This is a genomic window from Pseudomonas sp. ESBL9, from assembly GCF_036668715.1.
GTDB lineage: Bacteria > Pseudomonadota > Gammaproteobacteria > Pseudomonadales > Pseudomonadaceae > Aquipseudomonas > Aquipseudomonas lundensis.
The window spans coordinates 565,111-578,928 of record NZ_JAZEVV010000002.1 but is presented as its reverse complement, the minus strand read 5'-3'; the positions used below and the strand labels follow the sequence as shown (position 1 = coordinate 578,928).

At 58.7% G+C, this 13,818-nt stretch carries 14 protein-coding genes; 7 read left to right on the top strand and 7 right to left on the bottom strand.

Annotated features, from left to right (window positions below; translation table 11 throughout):
• Positions 1-31 precede the first annotated feature (31 nt).
• The 3 genes from V6F78_RS09220 (at position 32) to V6F78_RS09210 (ending at position 2,441) form a co-directional block, all read left to right on the top strand.
• Positions 32-1,141 carry a PepSY-associated TM helix domain-containing protein gene (locus V6F78_RS09220; RefSeq protein WP_332727006.1) on the top strand — a complete coding sequence of 370 codons (1,110 nt, stop codon included), beginning with the start codon at positions 32-34 and terminating at the stop codon, positions 1,139-1,141.
• Positions 1,141-1,317 (top strand): hypothetical protein, encoded by a 177-nt coding sequence (locus V6F78_RS09215; RefSeq protein ID WP_099421585.1) that lies wholly within the window; start codon positions 1,141-1,143, stop codon positions 1,315-1,317. Before V6F78_RS09220 ends, V6F78_RS09215 begins: the two co-directional genes overlap by 1 nt.
• 113 nt (positions 1,318-1,430) lie before the next feature.
• Positions 1,431-2,441: an RHS repeat-associated core domain-containing protein gene (locus V6F78_RS09210; protein WP_332727004.1), complete on the top strand. Its 1,011-nt coding sequence runs from the start codon at positions 1,431-1,433 to the stop codon at positions 2,439-2,441.
• Between the two features lie 18 nt (positions 2,442-2,459).
• Here V6F78_RS09210 and rloA2 read toward each other — a convergent pair whose 3' ends face one another.
• Complete coding sequence (gene rloA2 / locus V6F78_RS09205; protein ID WP_047295960.1) at positions 2,460-2,960, bottom strand: retropepsin-like aspartic peptidase RloA2; 501 nt, start codon at positions 2,958-2,960, stop codon at positions 2,460-2,462.
• 243 nt (positions 2,961-3,203) lie between these two features.
• Between rloA2 and V6F78_RS09200 the strand changes: the two genes are divergently transcribed.
• The gene (locus V6F78_RS09200; protein ID WP_332727002.1) at positions 3,204-4,091 is read left to right on the top strand and encodes an acyltransferase; all 888 of its coding nucleotides are present in this window, start codon (positions 3,204-3,206) and stop codon (positions 4,089-4,091) included.
• 3 nt (positions 4,092-4,094) lie between these two features.
• On the opposite strand, the gene V6F78_RS09195 is transcribed toward V6F78_RS09200, so the two are convergent.
• On the bottom strand, positions 4,095-4,670 hold the full coding sequence (locus V6F78_RS09195; RefSeq protein WP_047279354.1) for a DUF2780 domain-containing protein: 576 nt from the start codon (positions 4,668-4,670) through the stop codon (positions 4,095-4,097).
• Positions 4,671-5,089: 419 nt separating this feature from the next.
• Between V6F78_RS09195 and V6F78_RS09190 the strand changes: the two genes are divergently transcribed.
• The 3 genes from V6F78_RS09190 (at position 5,090) to V6F78_RS09180 (ending at position 7,513) form a co-directional block, all read left to right on the top strand.
• Positions 5,090-5,356, top strand: coding sequence for a hypothetical protein (locus V6F78_RS09190; RefSeq protein WP_047295964.1), 267 nt, complete (start codon positions 5,090-5,092; stop codon positions 5,354-5,356).
• A gap of 130 nt (positions 5,357-5,486) precedes the next feature.
• Positions 5,487-6,422, top strand: coding sequence for an RHS repeat-associated core domain-containing protein (locus V6F78_RS09185; RefSeq protein ID WP_332727000.1), 936 nt, complete (start codon positions 5,487-5,489; stop codon positions 6,420-6,422).
• An 86-nt stretch (positions 6,423-6,508) separates the two neighbouring features.
• On the top strand, positions 6,509-7,513 hold the full coding sequence (locus tag V6F78_RS09180) for an RHS repeat-associated core domain-containing protein (protein ID WP_332726999.1): 1,005 nt from the start codon (positions 6,509-6,511) through the stop codon (positions 7,511-7,513).
• Positions 7,514-7,583: 70 nt separating this feature from the next.
• Here the strand turns inward: V6F78_RS09180 and fdhA are convergent, their stop codons facing one another.
• From fdhA to V6F78_RS09155, 5 genes are all read right to left on the bottom strand, one after another.
• Positions 7,584-8,783, bottom strand: coding sequence for a formaldehyde dehydrogenase, glutathione-independent (gene fdhA, locus V6F78_RS09175; RefSeq protein WP_048375447.1), 1,200 nt, complete (start codon positions 8,781-8,783; stop codon positions 7,584-7,586).
• Between the two features lie 82 nt (positions 8,784-8,865).
• Positions 8,866-9,723 carry a formyltetrahydrofolate deformylase gene (purU, locus tag V6F78_RS09170; protein ID WP_047291801.1) on the bottom strand — a complete coding sequence of 286 codons (858 nt, stop codon included), beginning with the start codon at positions 9,721-9,723 and terminating at the stop codon, positions 8,866-8,868.
• 96 nt (positions 9,724-9,819) lie between these two features.
• Positions 9,820-10,452 carry a sarcosine oxidase subunit gamma gene (locus tag V6F78_RS09165; RefSeq protein ID WP_047279162.1) on the bottom strand — a complete coding sequence of 211 codons (633 nt, stop codon included), beginning with the start codon at positions 10,450-10,452 and terminating at the stop codon, positions 9,820-9,822.
• 11 nt (positions 10,453-10,463) lie between these two features.
• Positions 10,464-13,481 (bottom strand): sarcosine oxidase subunit alpha, encoded by a 3,018-nt coding sequence (locus V6F78_RS09160; RefSeq protein WP_332726996.1) that lies wholly within the window; start codon positions 13,479-13,481, stop codon positions 10,464-10,466.
• Positions 13,478-13,813 (bottom strand): sarcosine oxidase subunit delta, encoded by a 336-nt coding sequence (locus V6F78_RS09155; protein ID WP_047291804.1) that lies wholly within the window; start codon positions 13,811-13,813, stop codon positions 13,478-13,480. The genes V6F78_RS09160 and V6F78_RS09155 overlap by 4 nt, the downstream gene beginning before the upstream one ends.
• Positions 13,814-13,818 lie beyond the last annotated feature (5 nt).

Below are 13,818 nucleotides of genomic sequence, written 5' to 3'. Positions count from 1 at the left end.
CCCTCGCAGCCTGCGTCATTTTTGGAATGTCATGAAAAGCAAAACCATCCGTCGCTGGTCCTTTATCCACACGTGGACCAGCCTGATTTGCACCGCGTTTTTGCTGTTGCTGGCGCTGACCGGTTTGCCGCTGATTTTTCATCATGAAATCGATCACCTGCTGGGTGACAGCCCGCAGCTTCGAGAGATGCCCGCCGATACACCGCGCCTGAACCTGCAACAACTGGTCAAGGCCGCCGAGGCACATCGGCCCGGCGAGGTCATGCAGTACTTCGGCACTGAAGACGACGAACCCAACGCGGTGATCGCCATCATGGCCGCCACGGCAGGCACCGAGCCCAATGCCTCGCACACCTTCATGCTCGACGCCCGCACCGGCGAAGCCCTGGAAATGCCGTCGGCCAATGGCGGCCTGATGATGGTCATGTTGCGCCTGCACGTGGACATGTTCGCCGGACTGCCGGGCAAGCTGTTGCTGGCCTTCATGGGCATTCTGTTCGTGCTGGCGATTGTCTCGGGCGCGGTGTTGTACCTGCCGTTCATGCGCCGACACACCTTCGCCACCGTGCGCACCGACAAATCCACACGCCTGCGCTGGCTCGATCTGCACAACCTGATTGGCGTCGTGACGCTGACCTGGGCCTTGGTGGTCGGCGTCACAGGCGTGATCAGCGCCTGCGCCGACTTGATCATTGCCGCCTGGCGCACCGACAGCCTCACGGCCATGGTCGAGCCGTACCGCAACGCCCCCCCGTTGACCCAACTGGCACCGGCCACGCACCTGCTGGACATCGCCGCCACCGCCGCCCCCGGCATGCGCCCGGACTTCATCGCCTTCCCCGGCACGCGTTTTTCCAGCGAGCACCATTACGCGGTGTTCATGAAAGGCAGCACGCACCTGACCTCGCACTTGCTCACGCCGGTGTTGATCGACGCCAGCACCCTGCAGGTAACGGCCGTGGGCACGCGACCGTGGTACATGGACGCCATGGGCATGTCCCAGCCTTTGCACTTCGGGGACTACGGCGGCATGCCGATGAAAATCATCTGGGCAGCGCTCGACGTATTGACCCTCATCGTGCTCGGCAGCGGCCTGTATTTATGGTGGGTTCGGCGCACCGCCGCGAAGGAGAACACGTGATGAAACCGCGTCAGTCGAGTTTCTGGAAAGTCTTCTCCATCCCGCTGGCCATCGGCCTGCTCAGCGCCATGGGCCTGTTCAGCGCGTTGCTGGACGACGGCGCGTGGGATGCCCTGAGCTGGATCGGCCTGGGCATACCGGTGTGGATCAGCGCGCGCGGGTTGCTTAAGCGGTGAATAGCGCGCTGTCCGATGAGCGGTCTAAAACCTATTCGTTCTGAGAGTATCCGCCTGCCCGTTAGACCTTTATTAATCACCTGAACCGGTGAAATGAGAAAAGGGTTAACGCCATGTCAAAAAAAAAGAAGACACAGACTCACAGCTATGCGTACGACCCGCTGGACCGCCACGTAATCAGTCAAGGCGCGAACGCAGATAATACCCAGCTGTTCTATTGTCGAGACCGTGTCGCAACTGAGCACCGAGGTAACGTAGGGCTTCGGATCTTCGAATGTGAAGAGGCTGTATTGAGTTATCAGGTACACCAGAACGGCACGCCTAAGGCATTACTTATTGCAGGTGAAGAAAATCGATCAACGCTAACTGTATTGAACAACAGCCAACAACATTTAATCGCCTACACACCCTATGGCCATCATCTGCAAGAAGCTGATACCCCACAGCTGCTCGGCTTTAATGGCGAACGCTTTGACCCGTTCACCGGGTATTACTTACTCGGTAATGGCTACCGGGCGTTTAACCCGGTTCTGATGCGTTTTAACAGCCCCGACAGTTGGAGCCCGTTTGGTGAGGGTGGGATTAATGCGTATGCCTATTGTGCGGGCGATCCGGTGAACCGGGAGGACCCGACCGGGCACATGCCTTGGAAATGGCTAAGACGCCTATTTCACCGCACCCCCCGTACACCGGGGTCGCAAAAAAACTTATCAGTTCTCCCCAACCAGAATAACGTGCAGCCCAAACAATCGGGTCCCTCGCGTTCTCCTCAAACAAATAGCCCCCACTCAAGACAGCCTACGCAACCCACTGAACAGAAGGGCTGGGTTGTGGAACCGTTAGATCCAGGCAGAATAAGCCATGTATCGCCCGCTACCGCCAGAAAAAACTTAGGTGGCCGCGTGGAACTCAAAGAGGGAACCTGGACACTTACCTCGACTCAACCCGTTAATAGAACGGGTTTCGTACCTAACCCCAAAAATAAAGATTGGATAATACGCGTAGGAAAAAGTGAAGCTGAAAACATTTTGCGTGGGCCCGTGACATTGGAAGGAAACTCCTGGGTACTCGCTCCCCGCACCAGCACAGCCCCTAAAGTAGCTGCCGTTATCCGAAAGAATTAGATCAAGAGTGACGCCCCCTTAACACCCCGGCTTGTCCGCCGTATACCGGCGAGCCGGGTTGACCGCCGCGCCGAACTCACGCAGGGCCTTGGCGCCGATCAGCAGCGGGTAGTTGAAACTGCTGCGGTCGGTCAGGTTGACCTCCACGGTGCGCTTGACACTACCCAGGCACATTTCAAGGTCAACCACCGGGCGCTTGGCGCTCGCGGGCTCTTGCTTATCGTCGTCTTCATCGGCGCGGTTTTTGATTTTGCTGATGCGCGCCACTTTGTGCTCGTACACCTTGTCGCTCGCGCCTTTGGTCGCGAGCTGGAAACGCACCCATGACTCGCCATCGCGGGTGAAGGTTTCGATGTTCTTGGCCGACAACGACGCCGTCAGCGCGCCCGTGTCCATCTTGGCCTGCAAGGTTTCACCGATTTCCGGGAGCTTGATGTATTCATAACGCCCGTACAGCGTGGGCTCGGCCGCCATCACCGGCAAAGCCAGAACGGACAACAAAACGAAAACGGATTTCATGGTGGCAGTTTCCTGTAGAGGTTGCGGGTTAGACCCCGGTTTGCGCCTTGGTTCCCGCGGGCAAAGGGCATCCGGTCGTTGGGCGTGGTCGCTGGTGATCGCACGCAGCGCGTTTGGGCGGCACGTGTTCAGGTGTGCGCGCAGCTTATTTCATCGCCTGTGAAACATTTGTCCACACTCCAATTTGGCGTTCTATGGCGTGCTGCTTATCATTGACGACCCTCACATCGTCAAGAGTCGCTTATGCGCCGCCTGCTCACCGGCTGTTTGGTCACGTTATTGCTGCTGTGCAACACCCTGGTTTTATTTGGTCCGCTGATGCTGTTTGCCCTGCTCAAGCTGATCTCGCCGGGGCGTCTGCGCGATTACAACTCGCGGGCGGTCATGTGGATCGCCGAAACGTGGTCCGACATCGACAAGCGCATTTTTGCCCTGTGCCTGCCCACGCACTGGGACATCCGCGGCGCCGAGGGTTTGAGCCGCGACACCTCTTATCTGGTCATCAGCAACCACCAATCGTGGGTCGACATCCCGGCGTTGATGCAGGGCCTGAATCGCCGCACGCCGTTCTTCAAATTCTTTTTAAAGAAGGAACTGATCTGGGTGCCGTTTCTCGGGCTGGCCTGGTGGGCGCTCGATTACCCGTTCATGAAGCGCTATTGCAAAGCGTTCCTGGCCAAGCACCCCGAGCTCAAAGGGCAAGACCTGAAAATCACCCGCGCCGCCTGCAAACTGTTCAAGCGCCAGCCAGTGACGGTGGTCAACTACTTGGAAGGCACGCGCTTCACCCCGGCCAAAAGCGCGCTGCAACACTCGCCCTACACCTACCTGCTCAAGCCCAAGGCGGGCGGCGTGGCGTTTGTGCTGGCGGCGATGGGTGAACAACTGGATGCCGTACTCGACGTGACCGTGGTGTACCCACAGGCCAGAATTCCGGGGTTTTGGGAGTTGATCAGCGGGCAAGTGCCCAAAGTGATTGTCGACATCCAGACCCGTGAGCTGGATCCGGCGTTGTGGCAGGGTGATTACGAAAACGACCCGGTGTTTCGTGAGGTTGTCCAGAGCTGGGTCAACCAGCTCTGGATCAAGAAGGACCAGCGCATCAGCACCTTGCGTGCCGAGCGCAACTGACCTTTAAGCGCCCCACAGCGTACTCAACGTGGTCAACAGCGGGCTGGCTACGCCCTGTTGGCCCAAGTACTGAGTGATCAACGGCGCGAACTCCTGAATCAGGCTGCTGTTCATGCCCAGCGCTTCGAACGCGCTGTTGAGCTGCGACTGATTCGTCACGTTGCTCACTGCCACTTTGGCATCTTTGCTGACCGGGTTGATCTGCCCCACGAGGGCCTGAAGCTGCGGGTTCTTGGCGCTGAACTGGCTCAGTTGGGTCAAGGCACCGGCCCCGGTGACTTTGTTGATGCCCGGCACTTGCTGCGTCAAGGCTGCGTAATCATTGGTGGTGAGCTGGTTTTTGGCCAGGCTCAACATCGCGCCCACGCCACCGGCTGCCTGCTCAGGCTTAACACCCATCTGTTGGGCTTTATTCAGCAGGGCCAAGGCCTGAACGGTCTGGTCGGACTTCGCGCTGTTGCCGCCCTGAACCTGATTCAAAATGCCGGCGGCATCGTTCAGGCTAAAGCCCCCTGCAAACACCGGGCTCGCGGCCACGGTCATCCATGTTGCCAGTGCTACGGCGCTCAACTTCTTCATTGCGTCCACCTCTTAAAAGCCAAAGACCACTCCCGGCGGAGCAGTGAAACCGTGTGTAAGACCTGCCGCCCCGGCCGTTGTTCCCAACGCCCGTCGCCGGTCCAACGGACGGCAAGCTTAATGCAAAAGCGCTACGGCCTACAGCAATTGAGGTTTGCCGGTTGCGGGCCAGCGGCTTATAGTCCGCCGGTCGTCCTCATGACGACCGGGTTTGGCGACCTGACTACCACCATGCGAAAACTCTTGTTTAATTGCAGGACTTTTTGCACCCGCAAAGCTGCTTTATGGCAGCTGCGCGTGGGAGACCTTCGGGTCTGCCGGTGGTGTGTTTCCGGTTCGCCAACCTGCGCGCAGCTGCCACCTATTCGTTTGGCGACGGCTAGGTGGGAGTTTTATCAAACACACAAAGAGCATTGTCCATGAACCACTACATCCCGCTGACCGCCATCGACTGCCTGATCCCCAGCCTGCTGATAGACACCCAAAGCCCGCCCGACGTCCTGCATGCCAACGCGGCGGCGCGCATTCTGGCCGTCACCCAGGCGCTCGAAAGCCTTGACCGGCTCGAACTCAACGACGCTGACAGCGTCGACCTCAAACACCTCACCCACGCCTGCGCCCTCTTGCTGCGCGACGGCTGCGACCTGCTGGACGTACTGGGCCGGCGTTTGCACGTGTCAACCTGAGTCAAGACAGGCCGTGACTCAGGCAGTGCCCGGCAACGGGCGCTGCTGACCTATCACTTCTGCTAGCTATACACCCCCCGAATACGTATGGATGCTTGAATCGTATCCAACCACTGATTCGGCATTCACGATGAAAACATCACCCCCCACGCTTGAAGGCACTTACCAGTACGATGCACTGGACCGCCTGACCACCCGCAACGCCACGCGTCGGTTTTATCAAGATGAGCGCATTGCCACTGAAATTGAAGGCGAACGTAAAACCCGTTTTTTTGAAACCGACTCCCAACCGCTAGCCTTGCAACAGCATGGCAGCGGCGTGAGCACCACGTTGTTGGCGACTGATCAACAAAGCTCAGTACTCAGTGGCGTTAGCCCCGACGGTACTCAGCACGCGCAGGTGTATACGCCCTTTGGATATCACGTCAACGACGCTTTGCTCAGCGTAATGGGTTTTAACGGCGAACGACCCGAACCCGTGACGGGGCATTATTTATTGGGCCAAGGGTATCGAGCGTTTAATCCGGTATTGATGCGCTTTAACAGCCCCGACAGTTTGAGCCCATTTGGCAAGGGAGGGATTAATGCGTATACGTATTGTGATAATGACCCTGCGAATAAAATTGATCCTACAGGACACATTCCGAATTTTATGAAAAGGGCTCTCAGATCACTGGGAATCATAGAGCATTCAACGGTTTCGAAACTGCCGACAACGATTGATGAACAGATAGACAAAAGCAATTGGCTTATAAACGAAATCGCTGGAAAATCCGCCCCATTAGAAAACCCTCCGAAACTTTTCGGTTTATCGGAAAATGAAGCCCTAGATCTCCTAAAACAGGCAGAAATGCGCCAAAAAATAGTTTATAGCGAAAATAAAAAATACATACATAAATTTGACCGCCTAATCGATAAGAGAGATAAGCTTCAAAAAGCTAAGAAAGACGCTTCATCCGTCATTCAAAAAATCTCAAACACAGATGATGCAAGGCATGACTTTCTCATGTTGGAGCAAGAAATTAACACCATAAAAGAATACATAGCGTGGTTTAGATCCCAATAATTCCACGCTCTATCGGACCTACTGGCTATACACACTAAAAAACGGAAAGATCCTTAATCCTTCGTTCACTTCCCCCGGAGTGCAGCATGAGCAAAACGCGCAAAGTCTTAGCCAGCACATACAGATACGACCCGTTGAACCGCCTCACGACGACCAACAGCGTCCAACGCTTTTACAACAACACCCGCATTGCCACTGAAATTGAAGGCGAACGTAAAACCCGTTTTTTTGAAACCGACTCCCAACCGCTAGCCTTGCAACAGCATGGCAGCGGCGTGGGCACCACGTTGTTGGCGACTGATCAACAAAGCTCAGTACTCAGTGGCGTTAGCCCCGACGGTACTCAGCACGCGCAGGTGTATACGCCCTTTGGGTATCACGTCCACGACGCTTTACTGAGCGCTATAGGGTTTAACGGCGAACGCCCCGAACCCGTGACCGGGCATTATTTATTGGGCCAAGGTTATCGAGCGTTTAATCCGGTATTGATGCGCTTTAATAGCCCGGACAGTTGGAGCCCGTTTGGCGAGGGGGGGATTAATGCGTATGCGTATTGTGATAATGAGCCGATGATGAGGCAAGACCCAACCGGGCATATGTGGCAATGGGTGAAAGCGTTTGGAAGGGGGCTAGGGATTATGAAAACGTCAAAACAAACTAATAAAATAATTATCGATCTCCAAAATACAGTGGTTACAACAATGAACAACATAAATAAAAATCACACATTCGATTTAGTAATGGGGAGCAAGGCATTTGATCAAGCAAATAATCTATCCACTGGCCAATTAATTAAGCGTAGCCGCGCCAACCTTGCAAAAGCCGATGATCTAATATCAGAGAGCAGGCAATTCATGCAAAGACAGTACATGTCTCCCAAGAGAAACTTTTTTTCTCCACCGAACCTTAAGAAGGGTAGAGGAACCGCAAAAAATCCACGCATAGATGTCGACCCTATTCAAGAGGCTCGGGGAGCTACTGACCTAAAAACATTATCAAAAGAAAAAAAGTTGCAGGCAGTAGATTTGTTAGAGTCAACCTATAAGGTTTTAAGTATAACGGCGACACATCGCGGCATCAGAACTCAGTAATAGCATTAAAAATAACGCCAATTAAAACCACCTCCAAGGCGTCGATTGAGGCATTGGAGGTGTGTGTCACTCACACGTCACTAAACAACCGATGCGGATCAATCACAAACTTCTTCGGCACGCCCGCATCAAACTCCCCGTAGCCGCGAGGTGCCTCATCGAGGCTGATGACTTCGACCCCGACAATGTCGGCAATTTTGATCCGGTCCCACATGATCGCTTGCATCAATTGGCGGTTGTATTTCATCACCGGGGTTTGCCCGGTATGAAAGCTGTGGGATTTAGCCCAGCCCAGTCCAAAGCGGATGCTCAGGCTGCCCATTTTGGCGGCGGCATCCACAGCGCCGGGGTCTTCGGTCACGTACAACCCCGGAATGCCGATTTTGCCCGCCACCCGCACCACGCCCATCAGTGAGTTCAGCACCGTGGCCGGGGCTTCGTGTTTCACGCCGTCGTGCCCGTGGCCTCGGGCTTCAAAGCCCACGGCATCGACCGCGCAATCCACTTCGGGCTCGCCCAGCAAGTCGGCGATTTGTTCATGCAGCGGGGTGTCTTTGGACAGGTCGGCAATTTCAAAGCCCTGCGCCTTGGCGTGGGCCAAGCGAATCGGGTTCACGTCCCCCACGATCACCACGGCGGCGCCGAGCAAACGCGCGGACGCCGCCGCCGCAAGCCCCACCGGCCCGGCGCCCGCAATGTAGACCGTGCTGCCGGGGCCAACGCCCGCCGTGACGGCGCCGTGGTAACCGGTGGGCAGGATGTCGGAGAGGCAAGTCAGGTCGCGGATTTTCTCCATCGCGGCATCGCGGTTCGGGAGTTTGAGCAGGTTGAAATCCGCATAAGGGACCAATACATATTCCGCCTGACCGCCCACCCAGTCGCCCATGTCCACGTAACCATAAGCACCGCCGGGACGGGCCGGGTTGACGGTCAGGCACACGCCGGTGTTTTGCTCTTTGCAACTGCGGCACCGCCCACAGGCCACGTTGAACGGCACCGATACCAAATCCCCGACCTTCAAATGCTCCACGTCACGCCCGGCCTCGATCACCTCGCCGGTAATTTCGTGCCCCAGTACGAGCCCGGTTTGCGCCGTGGTACGGCCGCGCACCATGTGCTGGTCTGAGCCGCAAATATTGGTCGACACCACGCGCAAGATCACCCCGTGGTGGATGGGCTTGCCTTGAGGGTTTTGCATCTTGGGAAACGGAATGCTCTGCACTTCAACCTGGCCGTTGCCCAGGTACACCACACCGCGATTGTCCGCCATTGAGTTCACCCTTGTTGTTATGGAGCGGGATGACCGGCCAGCCGCCCGCCGATCTGCTTGCAGCTTAGTGGGCGCTGGCGTGTCACAGCACCACGGTACGACCTCCATTTAGGAAAACGCGCCGCTCTATGTGATAACCCACACCCCGGGCCAATGTCTGGGCTTCAATGTCGCGGCCTCTGGCAATCAAGTCTTCGGGGTAGTAACTGTGGTCCACGACCTCGACGCCCTGAGCGATGATCGGCCCTTCGTCGAGGTCGTTGTTGATGTAGTGCGCCGTGGCGCCCACCAGTTTCACGCCTTTCTCGTAGGCCTGGTGATACGGCTTGGCGCCTTTGAAGCCGGGCAGTAACGAGTGATGAATGTTGATCGCCTTGCCATCGAGCTTGCGGCACAGCTGGGGCGAGAGCACTTGCATGTAACGGGCAAGGATCACCAGTTCGGCACCGGTGTCTTCGATCACGCGCCAGACCCGCGCCTCTTGCGCGGGTTTGTCGTTGGGGTCGAGGGCGAAGTGGTGATAGGCGATACCGTGCCACTGCGCCAGCGGCTCTAGGTCCGGGTGATTGGAGACCACGGCCACCACGTCCATCGACAACTGCCCGATGCGCTGGCGATACAGCAAATCGTTCAGGCAGTGGTCGGACTTGGACACCATGATCAGCACTTTGGGCCGGTAATGCGGCGGGGTGAGTTCGAAGGCCATGCCGAAGGATTGACCGCGCTCGCTGAGCCCGCGGCGAAAGGCCGGTTCGTCAAAACCTTGTGGCTGACGAAATTCGACCCGGATAAAGAACCGGCCGGAACGTTGATCGTCGAAGGAGTGATGCTCGGTGACATAGCACTGGTGTTCAAACAGGTGACGCGTCACGGCGTCGACCGTGCCCAGCCTGCTGGGGCAATCGGCGGTGAGAATCCAGGTGTCCGGGGCGCGGCTCATGAAGGGCTCCTTTTAGTGTTCTGATGTGAAAAGCAAAAGCCCCTCACCCTAACCCTTTCCTAACGGGAGAGGCTTAGGGTGAGGGCCAGCCGCGACTCAGGCCTCAACACTCAACCCATATTGCGCCGCAGCATCCTGCAACCAGAGCCACCAATAATCCGAGAAGCTGCGGCGGATCAGCAGTTCCCACGTGTCCTCGGCCGTATGCCGGATCACCAGCTGCGATTTCGCAAACACCGTGCCCACCGCTTTGCCCACCGGGAAGTTGTCAGGGTGGACGTCGTAGCTGGTGGATTTCATCAGCACCTCGCGCACGTTCGGCCCGCGCAGCTCCAGCAGTTGTTGCCCGCCGCTGACGTTCACCACGGCAATGTGCTGACCCGCCAACGCCTCGCGCAACGCCTGTTCCACCTTGAACTCTTCACCGCCCGGCACGATCAGCAGCCATTCGTCCGGGCCCATCCATTGCAAGGACGTTTCGCCGCTGGCCACCAGGCTCAGCGCCACCGGCAGTTCGAGGCCCAGCGCCTGGTGTACGCCTTCGCTGAACGCCGGATCGCGCGCGTCGCCACGCAAGGTCAGGTGGCCCAGCAGTTTTTTCTCACGCACCGTGACGCCGGGGTTTTGCCGACCCTGGCCGATGAGCGCCGATAACCGGGCGTGGTGCAAGGATGACTCAGCTTTAGCGCCCGACTCCGGACGCTGTTGGTATACGTTTGCGCTCGTCATGTGACCACCCATCAAATGTTCTGCCGTTCGCCTTTGGGGTCGAAAAACACCGAAGACACGATTTCCGCTTCGATCACGCTGCCATCGGCCAACGGGGCGAATACCCGTTCACCCATACGCTTGAGACCGTCCTTGACCACGCCCATGGCGAATGAATACCCCAGCGAGCCGCAGGTGTAACTGGAGGTCACGTGGCCGACCATGCTCATGGGGATCGCCTGCGTGGGGTCGAACACCAGTTGCGCCCCTTCCGGCAGCCATTGAGTCGGGTTCACCGGTTTGAGGCCCACCAGTTGTTTACGCGCCTCGCGCACGCAGTCTTCGCGGTTCATGCCGCGCCAGCCAATCCACGAAAAAGGCTTGTTGCGGCCCACGCACCAGCCCATGTTCAGGTCATCCGGGGTCATGGAGCCGTCGGTGTCCTGGCCGACGATGATGAACCCCTTTTCGGCCCGCAACACGTGCATGGTCTCGGTGCCGTAAGGGGTCAGGTTGTAGGCTTTGCCGGCCTCGACGATGGCTTCCAGCACGCCCATGGCGTAGTCGGCCTGGATGTTGACCTCGTACGACAATTCGCCGGTAAACGAGATGCGGAACACCCGCGCCGGCACGCCGGCCACCCGGCCTTCTTTCCAGCTCATGAACGGGAAGGCGTCGCGGTCCAGGTCGATGTCGGTCACTTCGCTCAGCAGTTTGCGGCTGTTAGGGCCGGACAAGGTCAGGGTCGCGTAATGGTCGGTGACCGAGGTGAAGTACACCTTCAGCTCCGGCCATTCGGTCTGCTGGTACAGCTCCAGCCATTGCAGCACCCGCGCCGCGCCGCCCGTGGTAGTGGTCATTACAAAATGGTTGTCGGCCAGGCAGGCGGTCACGCCGTCGTCGAAGACCATGCCGTCTTCTTTGCACATCAGCCCGTAGCGCGCCTTGCCCACGTCCAGTTTGGTCCAGGCGTTGGTGTAGATGCGGTTGAGGAACTCCCGCGCGTCCGGCCCCTGAATGTCGATTTTGCCCAAGGTCGATGCATCCAGCATGCCGACGCTGTCACGCACGGCCTGGCACTCGCGCTTGACCGCCGCGTGCAGGTCTTCGCCGGGACGCGGGAAGTACCACGGCCGCTTCCACTGCCCGACGTCTTCAAACGCTGCGCCCTGTTTGACGTGCCACGCCTGCAACGCGGTGTAGCGCACGGGCTCGAAAATGTGCCCGCAATGACGCCCCGCCACCGCGCCAAAGGTCACGGGCGTGTAGTTGGGGCGGAACATGGTGGTGCCCATTTGCGGGATGCTGACGTTCAACGAACGCGCCGCAATGGCCAGCCCGTTGACGTTGCCGAGCTTGCCCTGATCGGTGCCAAACCCCAGCGCGGTGTAGCGTTTGACGTGTTCGACCGACTCAAACCCTTCGCGGGTGGCCAGTTCGATGGCGGCCGCCGTGACGTCGTTTTGCAGGTCGACAAATTGTTTCGGCGCCCGTGCCGTGCCTTTTTCGTGGGGCACGTGAAACAGCGCCAGCGTGGGTTCCTGGTGATGATTGAGGGCTTTGGGCAACACGCCTTCCACGGCTTTGAACCCGGCTTCACAGGCCGCACGCACGCCGCCTTCAAAGCCGTCCGCCAGGCTGTCGCCCAAGCGATAGACGCCATTGATCCCGCCCACGCACACGCGTTTTTGCGGTGCGTCACCGGGCACAAACCCGAGGATGTCTTCGCGCCAGACCGGTTTGCCGCCCAAGTGCGACGCCAAGTGCACCACCGGGCTGTAGCCCCCCGAGGTGGCAATCAGGTCGCAATCGAGCAGTTCGCCGGGGCTGGTGACGCGGTGGGTGTTGAGGTCGATCGCCGCCACCCGGGCACCGGTCACGTGTTTGCTGCCACGGGCTTCAATCACGGCGCTGCCGGTCAGAATGCGGATGCCCTTGGCGCGGGCTTCTTCCACCAGCGCACCACGCGGGTTGCTGCGGGCATCGGCAATGGCCACCACTGGCAGGCTGGCGTCGAGCCAGTCCAGCGCCACGCGATAGGCATGGTCGTTATTGGTGCTCAGCAGCAACGTGCGCCCCGGCGCCACGCCGTAACGCCGCACATAGGTGGACACGGCACCGGCCAGCATGTTGCCCGGCACGTCGTTGTTGCCATACACCAGTGGCCGTTCGCAGGCGCCCGTGGCCAGCACCACACGTTTGGCCCGCACCCGGTGGATGCGTTGACGCACCAGGCCAATCGGTGCGCGGTCGCCCAGGTGGTCGGTCAGGCGTTCGTGAATCGTCAGAAAGTTGTGGTCGTGATAACCGTTGACGGTGGCCCGTGCCAGCAACACCACGTCCGGCATGCCGCGCAGCTCGGCCACCACGCTGGCGACCCAGTCCATGGCCGGTTTGCCGTCCAGGCTTTCGCGGCTGTCGAGCAGGCTGCCGCCGAACTCTTCCTGTTCATCGGCCACGATCACCCGGGCGCCACTGCGCGCCGCCGCCAGCGCTGCCGCCAGCCCGGCAGGCCCGGCACCGACAATCAGCACGTCACAGTGACGGTTCATGTAGTCATAGGTGTCGGGGTCGTTTTGCGTCGGTGAACGGCCCAGCCCGGCCGCCTTGCGGATGTACTTCTCGTAGGTCATCCAGAACGACTTGGGGTACATGAAGGTTTTGTAGTAAAACCCCGGCGGCATCAGCTTGCCGCCCACCTTGCCCAAGATGCCCATCATGTCGGTGTTGACGTTGGGCCAGCCGTTGGTGCTGGTGGCCACCAGCCCTTGGTACAGCGCTTGTTGTGTGGCGCGCACGTTAGGGATTTGCGTGGCCTCGGTCGCCCCGATTTGCAGCACGGCATTGGGCTCTTCGGCGCCTGCGGCATAAATGCCCCGTGGCCGGGAATATTTGAAACTGCGGCCGATGATGTGTACGCCATTGGCCAACAACGCGGCCGCCAGGCTGTCGCCTTCATAACCGGTGTAGGTGTGCCCGTTAAAGGTGAAGGTCAGCACGCGCGTGCGATCAACACGGCCGCCATGGGCCAAGCGATGGGTCTGGCTCATACCTTTTCTCCCAGCTCGCGGGGGGCCGTTGTCGAGGCTGGCGCAGGCGACTGTTCAGTGAACTGCGGCTGGCTGCCGATGCGGTAGGTCTCAAGGATTTCGTACGTCACGGTGTTGCGGGTCGCGTTGAAAAACTGACGGCACCCGGCCACGTGGTTCCACAACTCGTGGTGCAGGCCGCGCGGGTTGTCGCGAAAGAACAGGTAATCGCCCCACTCGGCATCAGTGCAGCTATTGGGGTCCAGCGGGCGCGGGATGTGTGCTTGCCCTGAGGCGTGGAACTCTTCTTCAGAGCGCAACTCGCCGCAATGGGGACAGAAGATATGCAACATAGGTC

Bases quoted from the DNA above. Each gene is read 5' to 3' on its own strand.
- V6F78_RS09185 (WP_332727000.1), top strand. From the start codon at position 5,487: ATGAAAACATCACCCCCCACGCTTGAAGGCACTTACCAGTACGATGCA.
- V6F78_RS09200 (WP_332727002.1), top strand. From the start codon at position 3,204: ATGCGCCGCCTGCTCACCGGCTGTTTGGTCACGTTATTGCTGCTGTGC.
- V6F78_RS09165 (WP_047279162.1), bottom strand. From the start codon at position 10,452: ATGACGAGCGCAAACGTATACCAACAGCGTCCGGAGTCGGGCGCTAAA.
- V6F78_RS09195 (WP_047279354.1), bottom strand. From the start codon at position 4,670: ATGAAGAAGTTGAGCGCCGTAGCACTGGCAACATGGATGACCGTGGCC.
- rloA2 (WP_047295960.1), bottom strand. From the start codon at position 2,960: ATGAAATCCGTTTTCGTTTTGTTGTCCGTTCTGGCTTTGCCGGTGATG.
- purU (WP_047291801.1), bottom strand. From the start codon at position 9,723: ATGAGCCGCGCCCCGGACACCTGGATTCTCACCGCCGATTGCCCCAGC.
- V6F78_RS09160 (WP_332726996.1), bottom strand. From the start codon at position 13,481: ATGAGCCAGACCCATCGCTTGGCCCATGGCGGCCGTGTTGATCGCACG.
- V6F78_RS09190 (WP_047295964.1), top strand. From the start codon at position 5,090: ATGAACCACTACATCCCGCTGACCGCCATCGACTGCCTGATCCCCAGC.
- V6F78_RS09215 (WP_099421585.1), top strand. From the start codon at position 1,141: ATGAAACCGCGTCAGTCGAGTTTCTGGAAAGTCTTCTCCATCCCGCTG.
- V6F78_RS09155 (WP_047291804.1), bottom strand. From the start codon at position 13,813: ATGTTGCATATCTTCTGTCCCCATTGCGGCGAGTTGCGCTCTGAAGAA.
- V6F78_RS09220 (WP_332727006.1), top strand. From the start codon at position 32: ATGAAAAGCAAAACCATCCGTCGCTGGTCCTTTATCCACACGTGGACC.
- fdhA (WP_048375447.1), bottom strand. From the start codon at position 8,783: ATGGCGGACAATCGCGGTGTGGTGTACCTGGGCAACGGCCAGGTTGAA.
- V6F78_RS09180 (WP_332726999.1), top strand. From the start codon at position 6,509: ATGAGCAAAACGCGCAAAGTCTTAGCCAGCACATACAGATACGACCCG.
- V6F78_RS09210 (WP_332727004.1), top strand. From the start codon at position 1,431: ATGTCAAAAAAAAAGAAGACACAGACTCACAGCTATGCGTACGACCCG.